General features: G+C 64.6%; 25 protein-coding genes. 14 read left to right on the top strand and 11 right to left on the bottom strand.

Translation table 11 applies throughout. The annotated features are described in order from the left end of the window. Window positions 1–6: 6 nt before the first annotated feature. Genes rsfS through HU760_RS03780 form a run of 3 tightly spaced genes read right to left on the bottom strand, consistent with a single transcriptional unit; the run spans window position 7 to window position 2,402 of the window. Window positions 7–426 carry a ribosome silencing factor gene (gene rsfS / locus HU760_RS03790; protein WP_170032886.1) on the bottom strand — a complete coding sequence of 140 codons (420 nt, stop codon included), beginning with the start codon at window positions 424–426 and terminating at the stop codon, window positions 7–9. A 43-nt stretch (window positions 427–469) separates the two neighbouring features. Further along, complete coding sequence (nadD, locus tag HU760_RS03785) at window positions 470–1,129, bottom strand: nicotinate-nucleotide adenylyltransferase (protein WP_186672692.1); 660 nt, start codon at window positions 1,127–1,129, stop codon at window positions 470–472. Window position 1,130: 1 nt separating this feature from the next. Beyond that, window positions 1,131–2,402, bottom strand: a complete 1,272-nt coding sequence (locus tag HU760_RS03780; protein WP_186672690.1) for a glutamate-5-semialdehyde dehydrogenase — start codon at window positions 2,400–2,402, stop codon at window positions 1,131–1,133. A gap of 251 nt (window positions 2,403–2,653) precedes the next feature. Between HU760_RS03780 and HU760_RS03775 the strand changes: the two genes are divergently transcribed. After that, a complete protein-coding gene (locus HU760_RS03775; protein ID WP_186672688.1) occupies window positions 2,654–3,322 on the top strand; it encodes a DNA-3-methyladenine glycosylase in 669 nt (222 codons plus the stop codon). A gap of 3 nt (window positions 3,323–3,325) precedes the next feature. After that, window positions 3,326–4,642 (top strand): bifunctional DedA family/phosphatase PAP2 family protein, encoded by a 1,317-nt coding sequence (locus tag HU760_RS03770; RefSeq protein ID WP_186672686.1) that lies wholly within the window; start codon window positions 3,326–3,328, stop codon window positions 4,640–4,642. A gap of 66 nt (window positions 4,643–4,708) precedes the next feature. Here the strand turns inward: HU760_RS03770 and HU760_RS03765 are convergent, their stop codons facing one another. Genes HU760_RS03765 through HU760_RS03755 form a run of 3 tightly spaced genes read right to left on the bottom strand, consistent with a single transcriptional unit; the run spans window position 4,709 to window position 6,384 of the window. Next, complete coding sequence (locus HU760_RS03765; RefSeq protein WP_186672684.1) at window positions 4,709–5,299, bottom strand: LON peptidase substrate-binding domain-containing protein; 591 nt, start codon at window positions 5,297–5,299, stop codon at window positions 4,709–4,711. Between the two features lie 9 nt (window positions 5,300–5,308). After that, a complete protein-coding gene (locus HU760_RS03760) occupies window positions 5,309–6,025 on the bottom strand; it encodes an LrgB family protein (protein ID WP_186672675.1) in 717 nt (238 codons plus the stop codon). Further along, window positions 6,022–6,384, bottom strand: coding sequence for a CidA/LrgA family protein (locus HU760_RS03755; RefSeq protein ID WP_186672673.1), 363 nt, complete (start codon window positions 6,382–6,384; stop codon window positions 6,022–6,024). The genes HU760_RS03760 and HU760_RS03755 overlap by 4 nt, the downstream gene beginning before the upstream one ends. A 144-nt stretch (window positions 6,385–6,528) precedes the next feature. Between HU760_RS03755 and HU760_RS03750 the strand changes: the two genes are divergently transcribed. From HU760_RS03750 to HU760_RS03710, 9 genes are all read left to right on the top strand, one after another. Beyond that, entirely contained in the window at window positions 6,529–6,984 is a 456-nt protein-coding gene (locus HU760_RS03750) for a MaoC family dehydratase (RefSeq protein WP_186672671.1), read from the top strand. Between the two features lie 123 nt (window positions 6,985–7,107). Continuing rightward, window positions 7,108–7,986: a 50S ribosomal protein L11 methyltransferase gene (gene prmA, locus HU760_RS03745; RefSeq protein WP_087499523.1), complete on the top strand. Its 879-nt coding sequence runs from the start codon at window positions 7,108–7,110 to the stop codon at window positions 7,984–7,986. A gap of 42 nt (window positions 7,987–8,028) precedes the next feature. Then, the gene (locus HU760_RS03740) at window positions 8,029–9,384 is read left to right on the top strand and encodes a DUF3426 domain-containing protein (RefSeq protein ID WP_186672669.1); all 1,356 of its coding nucleotides are present in this window, start codon (window positions 8,029–8,031) and stop codon (window positions 9,382–9,384) included. A 199-nt stretch (window positions 9,385–9,583) separates the two neighbouring features. Further along, on the top strand, window positions 9,584–10,597 hold the full coding sequence (gene dusB / locus HU760_RS03735) for a tRNA dihydrouridine synthase DusB (RefSeq protein WP_170032907.1): 1,014 nt from the start codon (window positions 9,584–9,586) through the stop codon (window positions 10,595–10,597). Then, window positions 10,594–10,914 (top strand): DNA-binding transcriptional regulator Fis, encoded by a 321-nt coding sequence (gene fis, locus HU760_RS03730; RefSeq protein WP_012274390.1) that lies wholly within the window; start codon window positions 10,594–10,596, stop codon window positions 10,912–10,914. The genes dusB and fis overlap by 4 nt, the downstream gene beginning before the upstream one ends. An 81-nt stretch (window positions 10,915–10,995) precedes the next feature. Continuing rightward, window positions 10,996–12,603: a bifunctional phosphoribosylaminoimidazolecarboxamide formyltransferase/IMP cyclohydrolase gene (gene purH, locus HU760_RS03725; protein ID WP_186672667.1), complete on the top strand. Its 1,608-nt coding sequence runs from the start codon at window positions 10,996–10,998 to the stop codon at window positions 12,601–12,603. A gap of 182 nt (window positions 12,604–12,785) precedes the next feature. Next, the gene (gene purD / locus HU760_RS03720) at window positions 12,786–14,081 is read left to right on the top strand and encodes a phosphoribosylamine--glycine ligase (RefSeq protein WP_186672665.1); all 1,296 of its coding nucleotides are present in this window, start codon (window positions 12,786–12,788) and stop codon (window positions 14,079–14,081) included. Between the two features lie 150 nt (window positions 14,082–14,231). Next, entirely contained in the window at window positions 14,232–17,003 is a 2,772-nt protein-coding gene (locus tag HU760_RS03715; RefSeq protein WP_186672658.1) for a hybrid sensor histidine kinase/response regulator, read from the top strand. A gap of 74 nt (window positions 17,004–17,077) precedes the next feature. Continuing rightward, window positions 17,078–17,674 carry a MarC family protein gene (locus HU760_RS03710; RefSeq protein WP_186672656.1) on the top strand — a complete coding sequence of 199 codons (597 nt, stop codon included), beginning with the start codon at window positions 17,078–17,080 and terminating at the stop codon, window positions 17,672–17,674. Here HU760_RS03710 and HU760_RS24540 read toward each other — a convergent pair. The 5 genes from HU760_RS24540 to cobG form a co-directional block, all read right to left on the bottom strand. Next, window positions 17,671–17,796, bottom strand: a complete 126-nt coding sequence (locus HU760_RS24540) for a hypothetical protein (RefSeq protein ID WP_264081706.1) — start codon at window positions 17,794–17,796, stop codon at window positions 17,671–17,673. The genes HU760_RS03710 and HU760_RS24540 overlap by 4 nt on opposite strands. Window positions 17,797–17,863: 67 nt before the next feature. Then, on the bottom strand, window positions 17,864–19,561 hold the full coding sequence (gene cobJ / locus HU760_RS03705; protein ID WP_186672655.1) for a precorrin-3B C(17)-methyltransferase: 1,698 nt from the start codon (window positions 19,559–19,561) through the stop codon (window positions 17,864–17,866). Further along, the gene (locus tag HU760_RS03700) at window positions 19,549–20,283 is read right to left on the bottom strand and encodes a precorrin-2 C(20)-methyltransferase (protein WP_186672653.1); all 735 of its coding nucleotides are present in this window, start codon (window positions 20,281–20,283) and stop codon (window positions 19,549–19,551) included. The genes cobJ and HU760_RS03700 overlap by 13 nt, the downstream gene beginning before the upstream one ends. Beyond that, complete coding sequence (locus HU760_RS03695; RefSeq protein WP_186672651.1) at window positions 20,280–20,906, bottom strand: precorrin-8X methylmutase; 627 nt, start codon at window positions 20,904–20,906, stop codon at window positions 20,280–20,282. The genes HU760_RS03700 and HU760_RS03695 overlap by 4 nt, the downstream gene beginning before the upstream one ends. Beyond that, window positions 20,899–22,230 (bottom strand): precorrin-3B synthase, encoded by a 1,332-nt coding sequence (cobG, locus tag HU760_RS03690; RefSeq protein ID WP_186672984.1) that lies wholly within the window; start codon window positions 22,228–22,230, stop codon window positions 20,899–20,901. The genes HU760_RS03695 and cobG overlap by 8 nt, the downstream gene beginning before the upstream one ends. A gap of 145 nt (window positions 22,231–22,375) precedes the next feature. Between cobG and cbiE the strand changes: the two genes are divergently transcribed. Genes cbiE through HU760_RS03675 form a run of 3 tightly spaced genes read left to right on the top strand, consistent with a single transcriptional unit; the run spans window position 22,376 to window position 25,390 of the window. Next, window positions 22,376–23,587: a precorrin-6y C5,15-methyltransferase (decarboxylating) subunit CbiE gene (gene cbiE / locus HU760_RS03685; protein ID WP_186672650.1), complete on the top strand. Its 1,212-nt coding sequence runs from the start codon at window positions 22,376–22,378 to the stop codon at window positions 23,585–23,587. After that, entirely contained in the window at window positions 23,580–24,674 is a 1,095-nt protein-coding gene (locus tag HU760_RS03680; RefSeq protein WP_186672648.1) for a cobalt-precorrin-5B (C(1))-methyltransferase, read from the top strand. The genes cbiE and HU760_RS03680 overlap by 8 nt, the downstream gene beginning before the upstream one ends. Next, window positions 24,671–25,390, top strand: coding sequence for a cobalt-precorrin-6A reductase (locus tag HU760_RS03675; RefSeq protein ID WP_186672646.1), 720 nt, complete (start codon window positions 24,671–24,673; stop codon window positions 25,388–25,390). The genes HU760_RS03680 and HU760_RS03675 overlap by 4 nt, the downstream gene beginning before the upstream one ends. Window positions 25,391–25,526: the final 136 nt, after the last annotated feature.

The following is a 25,526-nucleotide window of genomic DNA, read 5'->3' as shown; positions in this document are numbered from 1 at the left end:
CTTTCCTTATTCCCGGTCCTTGAGCTTTTCGGAATACTCGTGGGCCTGGTCCGGGCTGTGGTGCTTGCCATCGGCGGCACGGCTCTGCTCGGCACCCTGCCACAGGCGCTCCAGGTCGTAGAACTGACGGGCAGCGGCGGTCATCATGTGCACGATGACGTCGTTCAGGTCCAGCAGTACCCAGTCGCTGTCGCCCTTGCCTTCTTCACCCAGTGGCTGGGCGCCCTTGGCCTTGACCGCTTCGCGGACCTTTTCCAGCATCGCGTTGATCTGGCGGTTGGAAGTACCTGTGGCAATGATCATGTAATCGGTCAGGCTGTGCTTGTCGCGCACGTCGATGACCTGGATGTCCTGGGCCTTGACGTCTTCCAGCGCTGCCTTGGTCAGGGCGACCAGTTCTTCGCCGTGGATTTTCTGCTTGGTCATATAAAACTCGTTCAACTCGTTGGATGAGGTGCCAGAGGCACCGTCAGTTAGGCGCACGATACAGTTCGTGCGCCTCGATGTAGGCCAGTACGGCGTCCGGCACCAGGAACCTCACCGACTTGCCGCTGGCCAGCAGCTGTCGGATCTGTGTAGCCGACACCGCAAGCGGCGTCTGCCAGACGAACGAAATGTTTCCCGCCGGGCCGGACATGGCGGCGGGATCGCTCTCCGAGCGCGCAGCCAGCAGGTTGCGCAGCTCGTCAGGGGGTTCTACGTCGGCATCCGGGCGTTGCAGTACCAGGATGTGACAGTGTTGCAGCAATTCTTCCCAGCGGTGCCAACCGGGCAGGCCGCAGAAGGCATCCCAGCCCAATACCAGGAACAACTGGTCGTTGGCAGCCAGTTCGGCGCGGATCGATTCCAGCGTATCGATAGTGTACGACGGCTTGTCGCGCGCCAGCTCGCGGCTATCCACGCTCAGGCACGGCACGCCCTGCACGGCGCTCTGCACCATGGCCAGACGGTCCTTGGCGGCCACCTGCGGAGTGTCGCGGTGCGGCGGCCTGGCGTTGGGCAACAGGCGCAGCTCGTCCAGCCCCATGAACTCGGCAACTTCCAGCGCGCTGCGCAGGTGGCCGATGTGCACGGGGTCGAAGGTGCCGCCTAGAATGCCGATGCGCCGGACTGCCTGGGCCTTGCTCAACTCAGCAGGACTCCTGGCCGCGCAACTGGCCGTCGCCGATCACCACGTACTTCTCGCAGGTCAGGCCTTCCAGGCCAACCGGGCCGCGCGCATGCAGCTTGTCGGTGGAAATGCCGATCTCGGCACCCAGGCCGTACTCGAAGCCGTCGGCGAAGCAGGTCGGGGTATTGAGCATGACCGAAGCCGAGTCGACTTCGGCCATGAACTGACGCGCTTCACCCTGATGTTCGCTGATGATCGAATCGGTGTGGTGCGAGCCATAGTGGTTGATGTGCTCGATGGCTTGGTCCAGACCGTCGACCACACGGATCGACAGGATCGCATCCAGGTACTCGGTGTGCCAGTCGGCCTCGGTGGCCGGCTTGGCGTCGATGAACGCCCGGGTGCGCTCGCAGCCACGCAGTTCTACGCCCTTCTCCTGGAAGCGGCGGGCCATCTCCGGCAGGAAACGCTCGGCCACCTGCTGGTCGACCAGCAGCGTCTCCATGGCGCCACAGATACCGTAGCGATAGGTCTTGGCGTTGAACGCCACGCGCCAGGCCTTGTCCAGATCGGCGTGCCGGCTGACATAGATATGGCAGATGCCATCCAGGTGCTTGATGACCGGCACGCGGGCATCGCGGCTGATGCGCTCGATCAGGCCACGGCCACCGCGCGGCACGATGACGTCGACAAACTCCGGCATGCCGATCAGCGCCCCCACGGCCTCGCGGTCGGTGGTTTCGACCACCTGCACCACGGCCGCCGGCAGGCCGGCTGCGGCCAGGCCCCGCTGGATGCAGCTGGCGATCGCGCGGTTGGAATGGATGGCTTCGGAGCCGCCACGCAGGATGGTCGCGTTACCCGACTTCAGGCACAGGCTGGCAGCATCGATGGTCACGTTCGGACGCGATTCGTAGATGATCCCGATCACCCCCAGCGGCGTGCGCATCTTGCCCACCTGGATACCCGATGGGCGGTAGCTCATGTCGCGGATGGCACCGACCGGGTCCGGCAGGCTGGCCACCTGGCGCAGGCCAGTGATCATGCCGTCGATACGCGCCGGGGTCAGCGCCAGACGGTCGAGCAGCGCCGGCTCCAGGCCGTTGGCGCGGCCGGCGGCGAGGTCCAGCTCGTTGGCGGCGGCAAGCTCGGCACGGGCGGCATCCAGCGCGTCGGCGGCAGCGTGCAGGGCGCGGTTCTTCTGCGCGGTGCTGGCACGACCGATCACCCGGGAAGCCTCGCGGGCAGCGTGACCCAGGCGGGTCATATAGTCAAGAACGGACTCAGTCATGGGTTCGGTGTCTTGGCGAAGGGGAAATCGGCTGATTATAACTGCCGCGCAGGTGTACGCCCAGCGGCGGGTGGCGGATGGTCGAAAATGGCCGGAATATTGCGCAGGAAAGATGTAACCGCACTTATCGGAATTTCTTTCTACTATTGCCACCGGCGAAGAGGCCGGTGCTGCCTGCATCGCAGCCGATTCAGCCTCGATTAAGCCATTCATTGCTATCATCCCCGCCTTCCCAGCCGCGAACTGCCCGCATGCCAGCATTGCCCGACAGCTTCTTCGACCGCGACGCCCAGACCCTGGCCAAGGCCCTGCTGGGCAAGGTCATCCGCCACCGCCACGGCAACCTGTGGCTGGCCGCACGGATCATCGAGACCGAGGCCTACTACCTCACCGACAAAGGCAGCCACGCCTCGCTCGGCTACACCGAAAAACGCAAGGCGCTATTCCTTGCCGGCGGGCATATCTACATGTACTACGCGCGTGGTGGCGACTCGCTGAACTTCAGCGCCCATGGGCCGGGCAACGCAGTGCTGATCAAGTCGGCCTATCCTTGGCAGGATGCCATCTCGGGGCCGAACAGCCTGGCGCAGATGCAGCTGAACAACCCCGACGCCAGCGGCAACCTGCGCCCGGCCGAGCGCCTGTGCGCCGGGCAGACGTTGCTGTGCCGCGCCCTCGGCCTGAAGGTGCCACACTGGGACGCCCAGCGCTTCGACCCCGAACGCCTTTACGTCGAGGATTGCAGCAACGCCGTGCCGCGGGTCATCCAGACGGCCCGCCTGGGCATCCCGCATGGCCGCGACGAGCACCTGCCCTACCGCTTCGTCGATGCCGAATACGCCCGTTTCTGCACGCGGAACCCGTTGCGTCGAGGCCAAGTCGAAGGCCGCGACTTCTTCATTCTCGAACAAGGAAGCTGAACCATGGGCCAATGGCTCGACAGCCTGACCGGCTGGCTCAGCGCCAACCCACAGTGGCTTGGCCTGGCAATTTTCCTGGTGGCCTGCATCGAATGCCTGGCCATTGCCGGCATCATCGTGCCAGGCACCGTCCTGCTGTTTGCGGTCGCGGTACTGGCCGGCAGCGGTGCCTTCAGCCTGGGCGAAACGCTGCTGCTGGGCTTTCTCGGCGGCCTGCTCGGTGACGCTGTGTCCTATGCAGTGGGCAAGTACTTCCATCAGAACATCCGTCGCCTGCCGCTGCTGCGTCACCACCCGGAATGGATCGGCAGTGCCGAGGCCTATTTCCAGCGCTACGGCATCGCCAGCCTGCTGGTCGGGCGCTTCATCGGACCACTGCGGCCCATGCTGCCGATGGTCGCCGGCATGTTCGACATGCCGCTGCCGCGCTTCATCGCCGTCAGCCTGGTGGCCGGCGCGGGCTGGTCGGTGGCCTACCTGCTGCCTGGCTGGGCCACGGGTGCAGCCATGCGCCTACCCCTGCCGGAAGGTTTCTGGCTGGATGCCGGCATCATTGCCGGCACCCTGGCAGTCATCATCGGGCTCAGCCTGAACACCAGCATCCGTGATCAACGCCACGGCACCCGGCTGATCGCCGGCATGAGCCTGGCAGCCCTGGCCGGGGTGTTCCTGGGCTGGCCCTACCTGCACGAATTCGACCAAGGCGTGATGACACTGGTGCAGGAGCACCGTAGCCAGGCCATCGATGGCGCCGTGGTGCTGGTGACCCGGCTAGGCGATTTCCGCACTCAACTGGTCTTGGGCGGCCTGCTGACTGGCCTGCTGCTGCTTGCCCGGCAATGGCGTCATGCCCTGTTCGCCGCTGGCGCACTGATGGGCACGGCACTTGCCAATGGCACCCTGAAATGGCTGTTCGCCCGGGCCCGGCCAGAGGTACTCAGCGACCCCTTGACCAGCTACAGCATGCCCAGCGGGCACAGTTCGGCGTCGTTCGCGTTCTTTCTGGTCATGGCCGTGCTGGCCGGGCGCGGGCAGCCGCCGCGGATGCGCCTGACCTGGGTCATGCTGGGCTGCATTCCGGCACTGGCGATTGCCCTGTCGCGGGTCTATCTGGGGGCGCACTGGCCGACCGACATCCTCGCCGGGGCGCTGCTGGCGTGCTGTGTATGTGCGCTGAGCCTGGCATTGGTACAGCGGCAGCAGACCCTGCCGGCCTTGCCGCTGCGGGTGTGGTGGCTGGTGGTGCCGGCATGCATCGCGTTGCTGGCGTTCTTTGCCCTGCATGCGTTGCCGCAGGCTTTGTTGCGCTATCAATATTGAGCCTGGCTTTACCGGCCTCTTGGCAGGTCTACCCGCTAAGAGGCTGGCACAGGTAATACTGCAGCATCAGGCAAACAGCTCGCCCTGAATCCGCTCCAGCAGCTTCTGGATCTCGCCAAGCCGCTGCTGCGGCGAGTCAAGGGTCAGCAGGTCCAGCTTGTCCTCTTCCATGAACGGCAACAGGTACGCCAACTGGTTGGCCAGCGCCTGCCGCCCGTCCACCGGGCGTGGCATGTCCAGGGCTTCGACCATCGGGTGCTCGCCCAGCGCCACCAGCAACGCCAGCAGATCTTCGTCGGCCTCGAGCAACGGGCTGTCCGCTTGCTCCGGCAACCACTCTACCTGCCCCACCAACAGCTGGTCCTTCTGCACCTCGGTGCTTGCGAGATTGAAGCGCCGCACGCCTTCGACGCGAATGCCCAACAAACCGTTATCCTGTTGCACGAAATCGCGGATCACCGCCTCGCAGCCGATCGAGGCCACCACCGGCGGCGCCTTGCCGACCTGTTCGCCTTCCAGGATGCACACCACGCCAAAACCTTCGCCCTGCTTCATGCAACGCCCGATCATGTCCAGGTAGCGCGCCTCGAAAATCTGCAAATCGAGAAAGCAGCCAGGAAACAGCACGGTATTGAGCGGAAACAGCGGTAACGTCATCACAAGTCCTCAAGCCACCAGACTGACTGCCAGCGGCAGGAACACCGCCGTGGCCACGCCCATCAGGCTCATCGCCAGCGCGGCAAAGGCGCCGCATTCGTCACTTTCCTGCAGGGCCACCGAAGTGCCCACCGCATGCGCGGTCACGCCCAGCGACATGCCGCGCGCCTCGGGGCTGTGCACGCCAAAACGGCTCAACAGCGCCGGGCCGAAGATTGCCCCGATAACGCCGGTTATCAACACGAACACCGCCGCCAGGGCCGCCACTCCGCCAATCTGTTCGGCCACCAGCATGGCAATTGGCGAGGTCACCGATTTCGGCGCCATGGTCATGAGGATCATGTGTTCTGCACCGAACCACCAGCCCAGCACCAGGCAGAACAGAGTGGCAAACAGGCCTCCGATTACCAGCGTAGTAAAGATGGGCCAGAACAGCTGGCGGATACGCCGCAGGTTCAGGTAGAGCGGCACGGCCAGGGCCACGGTGGCAGGCCCCAGCAGAATGTTCATGATTTCGGTGCTCTTGCGGTATTCGCGATAGTCGATGCCGAACAGCAACAATACGCCGATCACCAGCAACATCGACACCAGCACAGGCTGCAGGAAGATCCAGCGGGTCTTCTCGTAGGCGGCCAACACTACCTGGTAGGCGCCGAGAGTAATGCCGATACCGAACAAGGGATGGTGCACCACCGCGTCAAGCGCGCCTTGCCAGTCGAGCATCATGGTTGCTCCTCGCGCCGACCCTGGCGCTGGATGAGCTTTTGCATCAACACCCCGACAAACACCAGGGTCACCAGGCAGGAAATCAGCAATGCACCGACGATGGCCCAGAAATCAGCGGCAATGTCCCTGGCGTATACCATCACCCCCACCGCCGGCGGCACCAGCAACAACGGCAGGTAGCGCAGCAGGCTGCTGGCCGCTTCGTTCAGCGGCTTGCCAACCTCGCCGCGGGCCATGAGAAAGCACAGCAGCAGCAACAGGCCGATGATCGGCCCCGGCAGAAACGGCACCACCAAATGGTTGATCGCCGTACCCAGCAGCTGGAACAGCACCAGCCAGGTCAGACCACGCAACAGCATAAGCATCTTCCTCGTGCAGGACAGCCATTATAAGCATGTGGCTGCCGCATACCGATATTCGTCGAAAAACCTGCAACTTGACTGAAACGGTTCGCCGTGCTGATCTTGCACATTCGTACCAACTGATAACTTGGAGAGCCCGCGATGCCCTATGTACCGGTTAAAGAGCTTTCGCAGTACGTTGGTAAGGAGCTGGGCCGCTCGGCCTGGCTGAAGATCGACCAACAGCGCATCAACCTGTTCGCCGAAGCCACAGGCGATTTTCAATTCATCCATGTGGACCCGGAGAAGGCGGCGCAGACGCCGTTCGGCAGCACCATCGCACACGGCTTCCTGACGTTGTCGCTGATACCCAAACTGATCGAGGACATCCTGGTCCTGCCACAAGGGCTGAAGATGGTGGTGAACTACGGACTGGACAGCGTGCGTTTCATCCAGCCGGTCAAGGTCGACAGCCAGGTGCGGCTTAAGGTGGAACTGGCAGAGGTGCTGGAGAAGAAGCCCGGGCAATGGCTGCTCAAGGCAATTGCCACGCTGGAGATCGATGGCGAAGACAAGCCTGCCTATATAGCTGAGTCGCTCTCCCTCTGTTTTGTCTGAGGAATTTCGGGGGCGCTGCACGCCCCCTTGCCAAGCCGATCCACAAATCCCCCGCACTCGCGTAAACTGCCAGCCTTCGCGCAGCCTGGGGCTGCCCCTGTCGATTTACCAAAGGTGCCCGCCATGCCCTGGCTGCAAGTACGCCTGGCCATCAGCCCGGAACAAGCCGAAACCTACGAAGACGCTCTGCTCGAAGTGGGTGCTGTCTCGGTCACATTCATGGACGCCGAGGATCAACCGATCTTCGAGCCAGACCTCAACACCACCCCGCTGTGGTCGCACACCCACCTGCTGGCCCTGTTCGAGGCCGATGCCGAGCCCGAGCAGGTGTTCTCCCACCTGCGCCTGCTGACTGGTGCCGAGCTGCCCGAGCACCAGGCCGAGGTGATCGAGGACCAGGACTGGGAACGCAGCTGGATGGACAACTTCCAGCCGATGCGCTTCGGCCGCCGCCTGTGGATCGTGCCCAGCTGGCACGAGGCCCCGGAACAGGACGCGGTGAACCTGCTGCTCGACCCGGGCCTGGCGTTCGGCACCGGCACTCACCCGACCACCGCCCTGTGCCTGGAATGGCTCGACGGCCAGCAACTCGAAGGCACCCAGGTGCTGGACTTCGGCTGCGGCTCGGGCATCCTGGCCATCGCCGCGCTGCTGCTCGGCGCCCGCGAGGCGGTCGGTACCGACATCGACGTGCAGGCCATCGAGGCTTCGCGCGACAACGCCCAGCGCAACGGCATCGCCGATGAAAAGCTGGCGCTGTACTTGCCCGAGCACATGCCGGCCATGCAGGCCGACGTACTGGTCGCCAACATCCTTGCCGGCCCGCTGGTATCGCTGGCGCCGCAACTGTCCGGCCTGGTCCGCCCCGGCGGCCTGCTGGCGCTGTCGGGCATCCTCGCCGAACAGGGTGAAGAGGTGGCCGCAGCCTACGCCGCCGACTTCGAGCTGGACCCGATCGTCGTGCGTGACGGCTGGGTACGTATCAGTGGTCGCCGCCGTTAAGCCGGCCTAGAATTATTTTCTGCACAGCTCCCGGATTGCCGCATGACCGACAGTTTCGTCACCCAGTGCCCGCATTGCCAGACTAGCTTTCGCGTCACTCACCACCAACTGAGCGTGGCACGCGGCGTGGTGCGCTGCGGCCATTGCCTGCAGGTATTCAATGCTGCCAGGCAGTTGCTGGAGCAGAATCGCACCAGCACAGGGAGTGGACCTGTGGTACCGGCGCCAGTACCAGCGGTGCCTGACGAGCCGGCGGTCGAGCCAAGGGTTGCGCACGAACCGGCTGTCGACGAGCACAGCAGTTCTGCCGACGGAGACTGGGCGCTCACCGCCCAGGCACTGGACGCCCTCGATCTCGACAAGGAGCTGGAACGCCTGGAGCGTCGCGGCCAACCCATACCGGCACGCGCCGCCGAGCAGGATGACCGGTTGCAGGCGCGGCGTGACGAGTTGCAGCCGGACGAACACGCCAACGACCTGTTCGGCACGGCCAGCGATGATTCCTTCGAACCGCCAATCGCAGACGAGCCCGCCCCGGTGCTGCAGCCTCAGCCGCTCGAACTGGATCTGGAGCCCACCCCCGGTCAGCGCACCGAGCCGACCCTCGGCGGCAGCCTGGACCTGGACATCGACGATGAGCCACCGGTACGCCAGGTTGCCGACGATAACCGCCCCGCATTCGATGCATCGCCGCACGCGAGCGATGACGAAGTTCCGGAAAAAGGCCTGAGTGCACGCGACGACGAGCCACTGGCGCTGAGCCTGTCGGCGCATGATGACGACCCGGTCGAGCCACTGCCCGGCGAACGCCTGGAACCAGGCTTTTCTGGCAAAAGCGAGCGCCCGATGCGCAAGGAGCCACTGGTCGACGTGGTCGACGACCCACTGCAACTGGGTTGGGAAAAGCCGGCACCAAACTGGGGCAAGCGCCTGCTCTGGGGCTTTCTGACCGTGCTGGCCGCCGGCCTGCTGGCGTTCCAGTACGTGTGGTTCCACTTCGACGAAATGGCCCGCCAGGACCAGTATCGGCCGCTCTTCCAGCAGGTCTGCCCGCTGGTCGGATGCGAGGTCCCGACTCGCGTCGATATCGCCCGGATCAAGAGCAGCAACCTGGTGGTGCGCAGCCACCCGGACTTCAAAGGCGCATTGATCGTCGATGCGATCATCTACAACCGCGCGCCGTTCGCCCAGCCGTTCCCGCTGCTGGAACTGCGCTTTGCCGACCTCAATGGCCAGCTGATCGCCAGTCGGCGCTTCAAGCCCAGCGAGTACCTCTCCGGCGAACTGGCCGGGCGTGGCGAGATGCCCAGCCAGACCCCGATCCATATTGCCCTGGACATCCTCGACCCAGGGCCGAAGGCCGTGAATTACAGCCTCAGCTTCCGTTCACCAGAATAAGCCGCTAGCGGCAAGCTACACACCAGGCAGCCCGGTTGACTGGTCTGCCGCTGCCGCGGGTTGCCGCTTGTAGCTGAAAGTCATAAGCCGACAACTGTTCAGATTTTATCCAAATCCATCTTTATCCGGTCACCGAGAGCGGGTATCATGCCAACCCTTTTTCAGACTCCAAGATTCGGCCCCACAACAGGGATCACCTATGTCGGCGGTACGCATCGGCCAATACACACTACGTAACAACCTGATCCTCGCGCCCATGGCCGGCGTCACGGACCAGCCTTTCCGTACACTTTGCCAGCGCCTGGGCGCCGGCATGGTGGTGTCGGAAATGGTCTCCAGCGACATGAGCCTGTGGAACAGCCGCAAGTCGAGCCTGCGCCGCATCCATGAAGGTGATCCCGAGCCTCGCTCGGTGCAGATCGCTGGCGGTGATGCGCAGATGATGGCAGCGGCGGCGCAAGCCAATGTCGAAGCGGGTGCCCAGATCATCGATATCAACATGGGCTGCCCGGCAAAAAAAGTCTGCAACAAAGCTGCAGGCTCTGCTTTATTGAGAGATGAAGCCTTGGTCAGCGAGATTCTCCACGCCGTGGTCGGCGCCGTGGACGTCCCGGTGACGCTGAAGATTCGCACCGGTTGGGACCGGGCGAACAAGAACGGCCTGAACGTGGCGAAGATCGCCGAACAGGCCGGCATCCAGGCGCTGGCGGTACATGGCCGCACACGCGCCGACCTGTATACCGGCGAAGCCGAATACGACACCATCGCTGCCATCAAGCAGGCGGTGTCGATCCCGGTTTTTGCCAACGGCGATATCACCTCGCCAGAAAAGGCCCGGGCGGTGCTGGACGCCACCGGTGTCGATGGCCTGCTGATTGGCCGGGCTGCCCAGGGGCGGCCATGGATCTTTCGCGAGATCGAGCATTACCTGCGCACCGGCGAACACTTGCCGGCGCCGCAGCTGGACGAAGTGGAACGCATCCTGCTGGAGCACCTGGCCGCGCTGCATGCCTTCTATGGCGATGTGATGGGCGTACGTATCGCCCGCAAGCACGTTGGCTGGTACCTGGCAACACGACCCGGCGGCAAGGAGTTTCGCTCCCGGTTCAACGCTTTGGAAGACACACAAGCGCAGTGCGCCAACGTTCGTGCGTTTTTCAGCGAACGTCGACAGAGCCTTGAGACAGAGGACGGACAAGGGGTGGCCGCATGACGATGATGACCGAGACATTTGTGAGTGGAACAACGCCCGTGAGCGACAACGCCAACCTGAAACAGCACCTGAACACGCCGAGCGAAGAAGGCCAGACCCTTCGCGACAGCGTCGAGAAGGCGCTGCACAACTACTTCGCCCACCTGGAAGGCGCGACCGTGACGGACGTGTACAACCTGGTGCTCTCCGAAGTCGAGGCGCCCCTGCTCGAAAGCGTGATGAACTACGTGAAGGGCAACCAGACCAAGGCCAGCGAGATGCTCGGGCTGAACCGAGGCACCCTGCGCAAGAAGCTCAAGCAGTACGACTTGCTGTAAGCCAGAATCCCAATCAGAAAAGGCGGCTCCCTGAACAGAGACGCCTTTTTTGCTGACTCCACCGCGTTATTGGAACCCGAAATGACCGACCAGACTACCCGCCTGCCAGTCCGCCGCGCCCTGATCAGCGTCTCCGACAAGACCGGTATCCTCGAATTCGCCCGTGAGCTGCAGCAGCTCGGTGTCGAGATCCTGTCCACCGGCGGCACCTACAAGCTGCTCAAGGACAACGGCGTCAATGCGGTGGAAGTAGCCGACTACACCGGCTTCGCCGAAATGATGGATGGCCGGGTCAAGACTCTGCACCCGAAAATTCACGGCGGCATCCTCGGCCGTCGCGGCATCGACGACGCCATCATGAGCGAGCACGGCATCAAGCCGATCGATCTGGTGGCGGTCAACCTGTACCCGTTCGAGGCGACCATTTCCAAGCCTGGCTGTGACCTGCCGACCGCCATCGAGAACATCGACATCGGCGGCCCGACCATGGTCCGTTCGGCTGCCAAGAACCACAAGGACGTGGCCATCGTGGTCAACGCCAGCGACTATGCCAGCGTCGTCGAAGGCCTCAAGGCCGGTGGCCTGACCTACGCCCAGCGCTTCGATCTGATGCTCAAGGCGTTCGAGCACACCGCAGCCTACGACGGCATGATCGCCAACTACATGGGCACCATCGACCAGGCCAAAGATACCCTGAGCACCGAAGGCCGCAGCGAGTTCCCGCGCACCTTCAACAGCCAGTTCGTCAAGGCCCAGGAAATGCGCTACGGCGAGAACCCGCACCAGAGCGCGGCGTTCTATGTCGAGGCGAAAAAAGGCGAAGCCAGCGTTTCCACCGCCATTCAGTTGCAGGGCAAGGAGCTGTCGTTCAACAACGTGGCCGACACCGATGCTGCGCTGGAATGCGTGAAGAGCTTCGTCAAGCCAGCCTGCGTCATCGTCAAGCATGCCAACCCGTGCGGCGTTGCCGTGGTACCTGAAGACGAAGGCGGTATCCGCAAGGCCTACGACCTGGCCTATGCGACCGACACCGAGTCGGCGTTCGGCGGCATCATCGCCTTCAACCGCGAGCTGGACGGCGAAACCGCCAAGGCCATCGTCGACCGCCAGTTCGTCGAAGTGATCATCGCACCGAAGATCTCCCAGGCCGCCCGCGACGTGGTTGCCGCCAAGCAGAACGTACGTCTGCTGGAGTGCGGTGAATGGCCAGCCGAGCGCGCTGCCGGTTGGGACTTCAAGCGCGTCAACGGTGGCCTGCTGGTGCAAAGCCGCGATATCGGCATGATCAGCGCCGATGACCTGAAGATCGTCACCAAGCGTGCACCGACCGAACAAGAGATCCACGACCTGGTGTTCGCCTGGAAAGTGGCCAAGTTCGTCAAGTCCAACGCCATCGTCTACGCCAAGCAGCGCCAGACCATCGGCGTCGGTGCCGGCCAGATGAGCCGCGTCAACTCGGCACGCATCGCGGCAATCAAGGCTGAGCATGCCGGCCTGCAGGTGCAGGGTGCTGTCATGGCATCGGATGCGTTCTTCCCGTTCCGTGACGGTATCGACAACGCAGCTAAAGTGGGTATCAGTGCCGTGATCCAGCCAGGTGGCTCGATGCGAGATGCCGAGGTGATTGCTGCCGCTGATGAAGCCGGCATCGCCATGGTCTTCACCGGCATGCGCCACTTCCGCCACTGATTTACGGCAATCGGCCGCACTGAAGCAGGTATCTGCTGCGTTGGGGCCGGTTCCGCTGATGCTCATTGCCAGAAGGCAACTCCGCTCATCGGAACCGGCCCCGCCTCGCATCTACTTGCTTCATTGCGACCTCGTACAGCGTGAGATTTTGCCTCTCGCCCGAAAGAATTCGAGGTTTTGACATGAAAGTATTGATCATCGGCAGCGGCGGCCGCGAACACGCCCTGGCCTGGAAAGTCGCCCAGGACCCACGCGTAGAGAAAGTCTTCGTTGCCCCAGGCAACGCCGGCACCGCCATCGAAGCCAAGTGCGAGAACGTCGCCATCGACGTCAATGCCCTGGAACAACTGGCCGACTTCGCCGAACAGAACGTACAGATGACCATCGTCGGCCCGGAAGCGCCGCTGGTCGCCGGTGTCGTCGATCTGTTCCGCAGCCGTGGCCTGGACTGCTTCGGCCCAACCAAGGGCGCGGCCCAGCTGGAAGGCTCCAAGGCCTTCACCAAGGACTTCCTGGCCCGGCACAAGATTCCAACCGCCGACTACCAGAACTTCACTGAAATCGAGCCCGCCCTGGCCTACCTGCAGGAAAAAGGCGCGCCAATCGTGATCAAGGCCGATGGCCTGGCCGCCGGCAAGGGCGTGATCGTCGCCATGACCCTCGAGGAGGCCGAAGCCGCCGTGCGCGACATGCTGGCCGGCAATGCCTTCGGTGACGCAGGTTCGCGCGTGGTGATCGAGGAGTTCCTCGACGGCGAGGAAGCCAGCTTCATCGTCATGGTCGATGGCCAGAACGTGCTGCCCATGGCCACCAGCCAGGACCACAAGCGCGTCGGCGACCAGGACACCGGCCCGAATACTGGCGGCATGGGTGCCTACTCCCCTGCTCCGGTGGTCACCGCCGATGTGCACCAGCGCGTGATGGACCAGGTGATCTGGCCGACCGTGCGTGGCATGGCCGAAGAAGGCAACGTCTATACCGGCTTCCTCTACGCCGGCCTGATGATCGACAAGGCGGGCAACCCCAAGGTCATCGAGTTCAACTGCCGCTTCGGCGACCCGGAAACCCAGCCGGTCATGCTGCGCCTGGAATCGAGCCTGGTGCTGCTGGTCGAAGCTGCATTCGCCAAGGCGCTGGACAAGGTCGAAGCCCAGTGGGACCCGCGCCCGAGCCTGGGCGTGGTGCTGGCCGCCGGCGGTTACCCGGGCGACTATGCCAAGGGTGACGTGATCAACGGCCTGGAAGCAGCGGCCAGGATCGAAGGCAAGGTATTCCATGCCGGTACTTCGCTGAAGAACGGCCAGGTGGTGACCAACGGTGGCCGCGTGCTCTGCGCCACCGCCATGGGTGCCAGCGTTGCCGACGCCCAGCAGCAAGCCTATCGCCTGGCCAAGGAAGTCAGCTGGAACGGCAGCTTCTACCGTACCGACATCGGCTATCGGGCCATTGCCCGCGAGCGCGGTGAGCACCAGCAGTAAGCACTACCGGAGCGCCGTGACGCCCTGGGTCCGCAAAACCCAGGCGCACGGCCCCCGGCTCGTCGACAGGGCCCCGCGCGGGCCTTGCCTTCGACTTGGCGCGCCGCGCATAGTTACTACCTGGCATCTAGGCTAAGAAGGGATTTCGTAGTGCGTCGGCTTCGGATTGCCTCAGTTCTGATCGTCAGCATGCTGACCTTGCTCTGCCTGTTCCCGGCTGCCGCCGAACATGACGGAGGCTGGGCCGTTCTGCTCGACGAACAGGCCAACCTGCAACTGAGCGACGTGCGCTCCGAGCGTTACCGCAACCAGTTCAGCCCGCTGGCCCTCTCCGACCTGGATGCCGCACCGGCGGAACAGGCCATGTGGCTGCACTATCGCCTGGCCCCCGGTGAGCAGGAACAACTGCTGCGGGTGTTCGCCCCAGACCTGTCTGGCCTGGACCTCTACGCCCTCGAAGGCGACAAGCTTCTGCGTCAACTGCACCACGGCCGCCAAGCTGGCAATGCCAGCCCGACCCTGCGTGGCAGCGACCATGTATTACCCCTGCCCAACAGCAAGCAACCGGTAGACATCTACCTGCGCCTGGTCTCCGAGCACCAGCTGCGCCCGGCCATCAGCCTGGAGCCTGCGGCCGTGGCCGCCTCCGACCAGCGCCAGCCACTGCTGTTCGGCATGCTGTTCGGCGGCCTGCTGATGCTGATCCTGCACAACCTGATCCGCTTCTTCTACAGCCGCTCCAGCACCGCCCTGATCCTGGCTCTCTACCACGGCCTGATGCTGCTCAGCGGCCTGATCCTGCTGAATCTCAGCGGCCCCTGGTGGCACGTCTGGCACAGCGCTCAGACCCCCGCCGCCTATCTCACGCTGGTCCTGGCCGGCCTGGCTGGGCTGTATTTCACCCAGCACTTCTTCTCACCCTGCAACTCGCCGCGGCTGAATCGTCTGCTGCAGGGCGACATGCTGGTGGTCGGTGTCAGCGGGCTGGTACTGCTGTTCGTCGACACCCTGCCCCTGAACCTGATGACTTACGCCCTGATGGCCCTGGGTAGCGTCAGCATGCTGCTGGTCAGTAGCTATCACTGGTACAGGGGTTATGCCCCTGCACGGGTGTTCAGCCTGGCCATGGTGGTGTTCAACCTCGGCGGCCTGGTGCTGTTGCCGGCGTTGCTTGGCCTCACCCGCACCCCGACGCCCTGGCTGCTGTGCATCCTGCTGGGCTTGACCGTGGCCAGCGGCCTGCTGCTCAACCTGGCGGTCAGCGAACGCCTGCGGCGAATGAGCGAAGAGCGCTTCAGCGCCAGCCGCGCCCTGGCCGCCAGCGATGCCGAAATCAACGCCAAGGCCGAATTCCTGGCCAAGATCAGCCACGAAATCCGTACGCCGATGAATGGGGTGCTGGGCATGACCGAGTTGCTGCTGGGCACCCCCTTGTCGGTCAAGCAGCGCGATTACGTGCAGACCATCCACAGCGCCGGCAACGAACTGCTCACGCTGATCAACGAGATTCTCGACATTTCCAAGCTGGAATCCCGACAGATCGAACTGGATGACGTGCAGTTCGACCTCAATGCGCTGATCGAGGATTGCCTGAACATCTTCCGCGCCAAGGCCGAGCAGCAGAACGTCGAACTGATCAGCTTTACCCAGCCACAAGTACCCAGGGTGATCAGCGGCGATCCCACGCGCCTGCGCCAGGCCTTGTCGAGCCTGCTGGAAAATGCGCTGAAAAACACCGACCAGGGCGAGATCCTGTTGGTGGTGGCACTGGATCAGCGGGGTGAGGTACCGCGCCTGCGCATTGCCGTGCAGGACAGCGGCGAGCCGTTGCCTGCTGCCGAACGCGAGGCCTTGCTGCAGGCCGAACTGCACAGCCACCATTTCCTGTCCAGCAACAAGCTGGGCGGCCACCTCGGTTTGGTCATTGCCAAGCAACTGATCGGCCTGATGCAGGGCGAGTTCGGCATCAAGAGCAGCAGCGGCATGGGCAATACCTTGTGGCTGGCCCTGCCCCTTGACCCTTCTCGCCTGGAACAGCCACCGGCCGACCTCGATGGCCCACTGCGTGACGCCCGCGTGCTGGTGGTGGACGACAACGATACCTGCCGCAAAGTGCTGGTACAGCAGTGCAGCGCCTGGGGCATGAACGTCAGTGCGGTACCATCGGGCAAGGAAGCCCTGGCCCTGCTACGCACCAAGGCGCACCTGCGCGACTATTTCGACGCCGTGCTGCTGGACCAGAACATGCCGGGCATGACCGGCATGCAACTGGCCGCCAAGATCAAGGAAGACCCAAGCCTGAATCACGACATCCTGGTGGTGATGCTCACCGGTATCAGCAACGCGCCGAGCAAGGTCATTGCACGTAACGCCGGGGTCAAGCGGATCCTCGCCAAGCCGGTGGCCGGCTACACGCTGAAGACCACCCTCGCCGAAGAACTGGCCCAGCGCGGTCGCGAGCAGGCGGTACCCGCCAGCCCACCAGGCACCGCACAGGCACTGGAGCTGCCTGGCGACTTCCGCGTACTGGTCGCCGAGGACAACAGCATTTCGACCAAGGTGATCCGTGGCATGCTGGGCAAGCTCAACCTCGAGCCCGACACCGCCAGCAATGGCGAAGAGGCCCTCCAGGCGATGAAAGCGCAGCGTTATGACCTGGTGCTGATGGACTGCGAAATGCCAATACTGGATGGTTTTTCCGCCACCCAACAGCTGCGCGCCTGGGAAGCCGCCAACCAGCGCCAGCGCACCCCGGTGGTGGCGCTGACCGCGCACATTCTTGCCGAACACAAGGAACGCGCGCGCCTGGCGGGAATGGACGGGCACATGGCCAAACCGGTGGAATTGTCGCAATTGCGAGAGCTGATCCAGTATTGGGCCAGTCATCGGGAAACCAAGGTAGATCCGGCGCATACCTCCTGATCTGTATTGCCTGTACAGGCAACCCAGGTGCTGCTGATACACTTGCCCACACATTTCCTGCCAGGGGCTACCCCATGCTCCATGAGTTGTTCAGCGTCTACCTGAAAATGCTCGTGCTCTACAGCCCGTTCTTCGTGCTGTCGTGCTTCATCAGCCTGACCCGCGGCCACTCCAGCAAAGAACGCAAGCAACTGGCCTGGAAGGTGGCCATTGCCGCGCTCGTCGCCAGTGTCCTGCTGTACCTGTTCGGGCGTGCGATATTCGGTATTTTCGGCATCACCGCAGATGCCTTCCGCATTGGCGCCGGCAGCGTGCTATTCATCTCGGCACTGGGCATGGCCCAAGGCAAGTCGGCGGTTCAGGCAGACAACGTGCAGCAGGATGTCACCATCGTACCGCTGACCATCCCGCTGACCGTAGGCCCCGGTACCATCGGTGCATTGTTGGTGATGGGGGTGGGCCACCCACACTGGGACGACAAGGTGCTGGCCATTGTCAGCATTGCACTGGCCAGCTTCACCGTCGGCCTGGTGCTGTACCTCTCACACCGCATCGAGCGCATCCTGGGCGACCAGGGCCTGCAGATCGTAAGCCGGCTGATGGGGCTGTTCGTCTGTGCCCTGGCTGCCCAGATCATCTTCACCGGTATCAAAGGCTACCTGGCCCCCTAGGGCTGCAGGTCGTGAATCACCCGCGGCCCGCTGCGCTCCACGCTGGCCTGCGCCCTGCGACGGTAGTCCTCTCGGAACCCCGGCAGGTTGAAACGAATCACCACCAGGCGCAGATCGTTCACCTTCACTTCCTTGTTCGATTGCACGAACAGCCGCGAAACCCTTCCTCAGCTGCCCGGCATGCCCCCCTCAGGACTGGTTGCCGTACCAGCGCGGCGTATACACCCATGAGCCGCCATTGGCACGGCCGAAAGTGCAGGTATGGGACGAACCGACCAGCACCATGGTGCGCATGTCGACCATTTCTGGCACCAACTCGGCCAATGTGACTACCTTCAACGTCTGCCCCGGCCTACCGATGTCGCGGCCAAGGACTACCGGTGTATTCCTGTCACGATGCCGACGCACCACCTCCAGCGCCACGCCGAGCTGATGCGGCCTGGCTTTGGAAATCGGGTTGTAGAACGCCAGCACCAGGTCGGCCTGCGCCGCCAGGTCCAGGCGCTTTTCAATGATCGACCAGGGCTTGAGGTTGTCCGACAGCGACATCACGCAGAAGTCATGCCCCAGTGGTGCCCCTGCCTGCGCGGCCGTCGCCAGCGAGGCCGACACCCCCGGCAGGATCTCCAGGTCAACGCGATGCCAGGCAGGGTCGCTGGATTCATGCAACGCTTCAAGTACCGCAGCCGCCATGGCGAACACGCCCGGGTCGCCGGATGACACCACCACCACCGAACGGCCCTGGGCCGCCAGTTCGAAGGCATGCCGGGCGCGCTGCATCTCTTCGCGGTTGTCGGTGCAGTGCAGCACCTGGTCGCCCCGGAACGGGCCGGCCATGCGTACGTAGGTCTCGTAACCCAGCACATCTTCGGCACGCGCCAACTCGGCCTTGACCGCCGGCACCATCAGCTCGGCAGCGCCCGGGCCCAGGCCGATTACCGCCAGGCGCCCACGACGGCGGCCGAGCTGCGCCACCTCAAGCGGTGCAGGTGCCACCGCGATGACCATGTCGGCCACCTCGATCAGTTGTGCATCTGGCAATGCTTCGGCCACCATGCCAGCCACATCCTGCGGCTTGGCGGCAAAACGCAACGCCACGCCCAGTGCCTGCGCGGCCTCGTGCAGTGCGGTATCGGCCATGGCTTGCTCATCTGCCAGCACACACGCCAGCGAAGGCTCGGCGATACCAGCCTGCTGCAAGGCGGCACGAATGCCGTGCAGATTGCCACCCGCGACACCCACTACCACCGAGCGTGGGTGAATCAGCAGTTCGTTGCGGTTGGCCGGACGCGCCTGATGCCCCACATGGATGGTGCGCCGCGCCTCGCCACTGGCAGGCAGCTGTACCTGCTGCAACCACGGCGCATCCCCTTCGATGCGCACTGTTTCGCCAGCCAGCAGGTCGGAAACAAAGCGCTTGCCTTGCTCGATATCCGCCAGCGCATAGCCCTGCGGGGGGCTCAGCAGGCAGGTACCAAAACGCAGTTCGCCACTGGTGGTAATCGCCGCAGTAACGCCCAAGGCTTCGGCAATTTCGCGCGCCATCAGGTTCACACCAGCCAGGCCACCCAGCAGAGGTACCACGGCGCTGCCGTCTTCAGCCACCGCCAGCACCGCTGGTTCCACGCCTTTCTCGCTGAGCTGGCTGGCCAGGCTGCGAATCACGATACCTGCTGCGCACAGGGCAACAATCGGTGTGTCCTGCTGGTACAGCGCACGCAAGGTATCTCCAAACGCGCTGTAGTAAAGGTCGGCACCTTCGACCCGCCCTTCCAGGCCGTGGATCGACGCCTGTGGATAACATTGCCGGATACGCTGCGCCGTGGCCAGGCTGCCTTGGCCCAGAATGACGATCGCCGGAGCCTTGTGCATGTTCAGCCCTGCCATTTTTCACCCGGCACGATGATCAGCGAGAAATACGGCGACGACTGCGGATCGACCTGATCCAGCGGCACGATCTTCTGATTGGCCATGGTCGCTCGCTCCACATACAGCGCACGGCCGTCCAGGCCCAGTTCAGCCAGCACCTCGCGCACCTTGGGGAAGTTGCGGCCAAGCTTCATGATCACCGCCGCATCGGCGTCGGCCAGGCGGCGCCTGAGCTCTTCAGCGGGCAACACGCCAGACAGCACCGACAGGCTCTGGTTGCGATACACCAGCGGCGCGCCCAGTACCGAGGCACCACCAAGCATCGAACAGACGCCGGGGACCACTTCGGCCTCATAGCGCTGGGCCAGGCGGTCGTGCAGGTACATGTAGGAACCGTAGAAGAACGGGTCGCCTTCGCAGATCACCGCAACGTCGCGGCCGGCATCCAGATGCTCGGCCACCTGCATGCTGGCCTCGTCATAGAAGTCGCTGATCACCTGTTCATAGGACAGCGGCGCCGGCAAGGCCTCGGTGGTGACCGGGTAGACCAGCGGCAGCAGGGTCTGCTCGGGCTGCAGGTGTGCCTCGATGATGCCGAAGGCATTGCCGCGCTTGCCCTTGGCCACGAAATAGCCGACCACCGGCGCTTCACGCAGCAGGCGCAGGGCTTTCAGGGTAATCAGTTCAGGGTCGCCAGGGCCTACGCCCAGGCCGAGCAGACGTCCACGCGGCGCCATCATTCCACCTCCGTGGCCAGGGCGTTGACCGCGGCGGCGGCCATCGCGCTACCGCCCAGGCGGCCCTGCATGATCACGAATGGCACGCCACGGCTGTCGGCAGCGAGCATCGCCTTGGACTCGGCGGCGCCGACGAAGCCGACCGGGAAGCCGAGGATCAACGCCGGCTTGGGGGCGCCAGCGTCGAGCATTTCCAGCAGGTAGAACAATGCAGTGGGGGCATTGCCGATCACCACCACGCTGCCTTCCAGGTACGGGCGCCACAGCTCCAGGGCTACGGCGGAACGGGTATTGCCGGCATCTTTCGCCAGGCCCGGCACGCTCGGGTCGCGCAGGGTGCAGATCACTTTGTTGTCGGCAGGCAGGCGTGCCCGGGTGATGCCTTCGGCAACCATGTGCGCATCGCACAGGATCGGCGCGCCGCCCCGCAGCGCCTCACGCCCGGCGCGCCCGGCGCCTTCGGAGAATTGCAGGCCATCGATGGCATCGACCATGCCACAGGCGTGAATCACGCGCACGGCAAGCTTCTCGAGGTCTGCGGGAATCCGCTCGAGTCGGGCTTCCTCACGGATGATCCGGAAGGAATTGCGATAGATCTCCTGGCCATCGCGGATGTAGTCAATCATCAAGGTGCTCCGTCGGCAGGTCGAGCATGGCGCCTGCTTCGTTCAAGGTAAGGTCGGTGGCGCGCAGGGCGCCGAAGCCCGGCTGGCGTGCATCACGCAGGTACAGGTCATAACGGCCCGGTGAGCGGGCCAGCAGGGTAGCCGGGGCAACATGGGCCACGGCGCAGGATCGGGGGCAACCGGACAAGTGCACGCTGCCGGGCGCACCCGGGCCGAGCAGCGCGGCCAGGGTGGCGGCGTCAGCCTTGGTTTCGCCGAGGGCCTTGGCGCAGCCACTGCTGCCGGTGCAGGCACTGATACGGGCCAGCGGTTCATGAGCGTGGCACAGCAGGCCCAGGTCGCTGAGGGCGGCTTGGGCCTGGGCGACGGCTTGCGCCTGGATGTTGGTCAGCACCAGGCTTTGCCAAGGGCTCAGGCGCAGGCTGCCATCGCCCAGTTCGCGGGCGACACGTGCGGCCCCCCGCAGCATGGTCGGGGTCAGGCGGCCCTGCGGCGGGGCAACGCCCAAGGCCAGCCCCTGCGCCTGGGGCAGCACACCCAGCCACGGGGCATCGTACGCTTCACGTCGCCAGCCGAGCACGGCGGCATCGCGGCGGATAACCAGGCCGAGGCCGTCGATGAAATCGCTTGGCGAACACACTTCGAGCAACTGGCGCATGCGCGATTGGGCCGGGGTGGCCAGGTCGAGGAAGCGCTCCAGCACGGCACGCACCAGCATCAAGCCCTGCTCCAGTGGCACCGCGCCAAGCACCTGGCCGTCAGCCGGGCAACCCGCCAGGCCGAAGGCCAGCCAGGCCTGCTGCTCCAGAGGCAAAGCCGACAGCCACAGGTCATGAGGATGTTCGAGCATGGCCAGGCGCTCGCCGGCATCCAGCTGTACGGCGAACTTGGCCGACAGCTGGTGGAAACGCGGGGTACCTTCCAGCAGGTCGAGGATCTGCCCGGCCAACGGCCGAGCGTCCAACAGCATGGCCGGATCGCGGCCAGCCAGCGGACTGAGCATCAGGTTACGCACATCGTCACCAGCGGCATCACGCGGGCCCAGGCCGGCAGCGAGCAGGGCCTCGACCAGGCCCTGGTGATCGCTGCCGATGCCGCGGATCTGCAGGTTGCCGCGGTTGGTGGCCTCGATCACGCCGCTGGCGAAACGCTCGGCCGCCGTCGCCACCGCGTCGGCCTGGTCGGCTAGCAGCAGGCCACCCGCCAGCTTGATGCGGCAAATACCGCCATCCCGGGCACTGACGATACGCCACAACCCCGGACAGGCCGAGGGGCGGGGCGCAACTTGGGGGGTATGGGCCTGCGTCAATGGGGCATCCGGCAGTCTGTGAAAATGCGCTTGAGTGTAGAAGGCGCGGTATTATGCCTGCTTTGTCCGGCGGCATGAAAAGCCGGTGGTCGAGCATCATCAGCGATTGAGCAGAAATTCAGGGGCGCGCAGCGGCCCCAATCATGGCGGAATGAAATACATGGCACCCTGGCTGACAGTAGTAGGCATCGGCGAAGACGGCTTCAGTGGCCTGGGCAAGCAGGCCCGGCGCGCGCTGCTGGGCGCAGTGCGGATCTTCGGCAGCCCGCGCCAGCTGGCCCTGCTGCCGCGCTGCGTGGCCGGCGAGCGGCTGGGCTGGCCGAGTCCGTTCTCCCTCGCCCCGGTGCTGGCCTTGCGCGGTGAGCCGGTGTGCGTGCTGGCCAGCGGCGATCCGATGTTCTACGGCGTGGGCGCCAGCCTGGCGCGCCAGGTGCCTGACACAGAAATGCTCGTGCTACCGATGCCCTCGTCCTGCGCTCTGGCCGCCGCCCGCCTGGGCTGGCCACTGCAGGACGTGCAGGTGCTGTCACTGGTCGCCCGCCCGCTGTCTGCACTGAATGCCCAGTTGCACAGCGGCGTGCGCCTGCTGGTGCTGAGCAACGACGGCGACAGCCCGGCGGCGATTGCTGCGCTGCTGCGCGAGCGTGGTTTCGGGCCAAGCCGGCTGCGGGTGTTCGAGCATCTGGGCGGGGCAGCGGAACGTGAATTGTCCGGCTCCGCCGAGGATTGGCCACATGTCCAGGTCGCGGCGCTCAATCTGGTGGCCATCGAATGCCGGGCTGCGCCACACGCCGCTCACCTGCACCGTCTCGCCGGGCTGCCGGACAGCGCCTTCCGCCACGACGGTCAGCTGACCAAGCGCGATGTCCGTGCCATCACCCTCGCCCGCCTGGCGCCACAGCCCGGCGAACTGTTGTGGGACGTCGGCGCGGGCTGCGGCTCGGTCGGTATCGAATGGATGCGCGCCCACCCCGCCTGCCGGGCCCTGGCCATCGAGGCCGACGAGGGCCGCCAGGGCTTTATCGAACACAACCGCGATGCGCTGGGGGTTCCCGGCCTGCAACTGGTTCGCGGCAAGGCCCCGGCGGCACTGCAAGGCCTGGAACAGCCCGATGCCATCTTCATCGGCGGCGGCGTCACCCGCGATGGCGTGCTCGACCTGTGCTGGGCAAGCCTGCGCCCCGGCGGCCGCCTGGTAGCCAACGCAGTGACCCTGCAAAGCGAACTGGCCCTGACGCAGTTCCGCGAACGCCACGGCGGCGAGCTGACCCGCATCCACGTCGCGCATGCCCAGCCACTGGGCGCCTTCGACACTTGGCGCCAGGCGCTACCGATCACCCTGCTGGACATCGTGAAACCCGCCGATGCGTGAAGAAACCCGTGAACAGCCCGCGCCCCTGCGCAGCGGCCTGACCACCGGCAGTTGCGCCACCGCAACCAGCCTGGCAGCCGCTCGCCTGCTGCTGAGCGGGACGAGCAGCGATGCCGTGAGTATCACCCTGCCCAAGGGCAAGGTGGTGCAGATGCGCCTGGAGTTCTGCCGCCTGAACGGCGAAAGCGCCGAGGCGGGCACGCTGAAGGATGCCGGCGACGACCCTGACGTGACCCATGGCGCCCTGCTCTACAGCCAGGTGCGCCTGCTGACCGAAGCGGGCATCCGCTTTGTCGCCGGCACCGGTGTCGGCACCGTGACCCGCCCGGGGCTGGTGCTGGCAGTGGGTGAGCCGGCCATCAACCCGGTGCCGCGACGCATGATCAGCGAACATCTGCAAAGCCTGGCGGACGAATGCGGTTATGCCGGTGGCTTCGAAGTCACTGTCAATGTGCAGGGCGGTGAGCAGCTGGCGCTGAAAACCATGAACCCGCGCCTGGGTATTCTCGGCGGGCTGTCAATTCTCGGTACCAGCGGCATCGTGCGGCCGTTTTCCTGTGCGGCCTACATCGCCTCGATCCACCAGGGGATCGATGTGGCCCACACCAATGGCTACACGCACATTGCCGCATGCACCGGCAACGCCAGCGAGGACACCATGCGCCGGGTCTATGGCCTGCCGGAAATCGCCCTGATCGAAATGGGTGACTTCGTCGGCGCGGTGCTCAAGCACCTGCGCAAGGTGCCAGTGCCGCGTCTGACCCTGTGTGGCGGCTTCGGCAAGATCAGCAAGCTGGCGGCCGGGCACATGGACCTGCACAGCCGTCACTCCAGCATCGACTTGCCGCAACTGGCCGGCTGGGCTGCGGACATCGGTGCTGACCAAGCGCTGCAGGCGGCGATCCGCGCAGCCAACACCAGCCAGCAGGCTCTGGCGCTGGCCCATGCCGCCGGCATTGCGCTGGGTGATGTGGTTTGCGCCCACGCCCTGGCCTTCGCCCGCAGCATCGTGCCGGCTGAGGTGCACGTGGAAGTGTTCGCCATCGACCGCCAGGGCGGCATCGTTGGCCGGGCAGGCATGCCATGAACGAGCGCATCCTGCTGTTGGGCGGCATCACCGAAGCCCTGGCCATCGCTCGCCGCCTTGGCCCGCAGCACGTCTACAGCCTGGCCGGCATCGGCCGCGTGCCGCAGGACCTGCAATGCCAGGTGCGGGTGGGCGGCTTTGGCGGCGCCGAGGGCCTGGCGGGCTACCTGTGCGAGGCGGGCATCAGCTTGCTGATCGATGCCACCCACCCCTACGCCGCGCAGATCAGCCGCAATGCCGCCGCCGCCGCGCGCAGTGCCGGTATCGCATGCTGGGCGTTACGGCGCCCGGCCTGGCAGGCACAGGAGGGGGACGACTGGCGCGAGGTCGATGACTGGGCCGGGTTGATCGACGCCCTCAAGCCGTTTCGCAGGCCGCTGTTCACCTTGGGGCGTGAGCCCCTGCAACACCTGGATGAGATTCCGCCCGAGCAGTTCTGGACCTTGCGCGCGCTGGAAGCGTGCCCTGGCAACGAGCGCTGTGAAGTGATTGGCGCGCGTGGGCCGTTCCATATCGACGATGAGCGGGCCTTGTTCCAGCGTCGTGGCATCGATGTGCTGATCAGCAAGAACAGCGGCAGCGTGGCAACCGAGCCGAAGCTGGAAGTGGCGCGGGAGCTGGGCGTGCCGGTGCTGGTGCTGAAGCGCCCGGTGCTGCCTGGTGTGGACCGGGCATTCGAATCGCTGCATGACCTGGCTGCAGCACTCGGCCTGTAAGAACAACTGTCGCAAACGCCGCCGCTCCTGCACGAGATCCCATCACTCTTTAGAAAGTAGTCCTACAGCCATTTCGGGCTTTTCGTTCAAGCCTTCAGGTGGCCTTCTGCCGCCCTGCTGCCTTAAACTCGGCCTC

It is taken from the genome of Pseudomonas oryzicola, assembly GCF_014269185.2.
Lineage (GTDB): Bacteria > Pseudomonadota > Gammaproteobacteria > Pseudomonadales > Pseudomonadaceae > Aquipseudomonas > Aquipseudomonas oryzicola.
The sequence above is the reverse complement of the archived record's forward strand: the minus strand, read 5'-3'. Positions and strand labels throughout refer to the sequence as shown.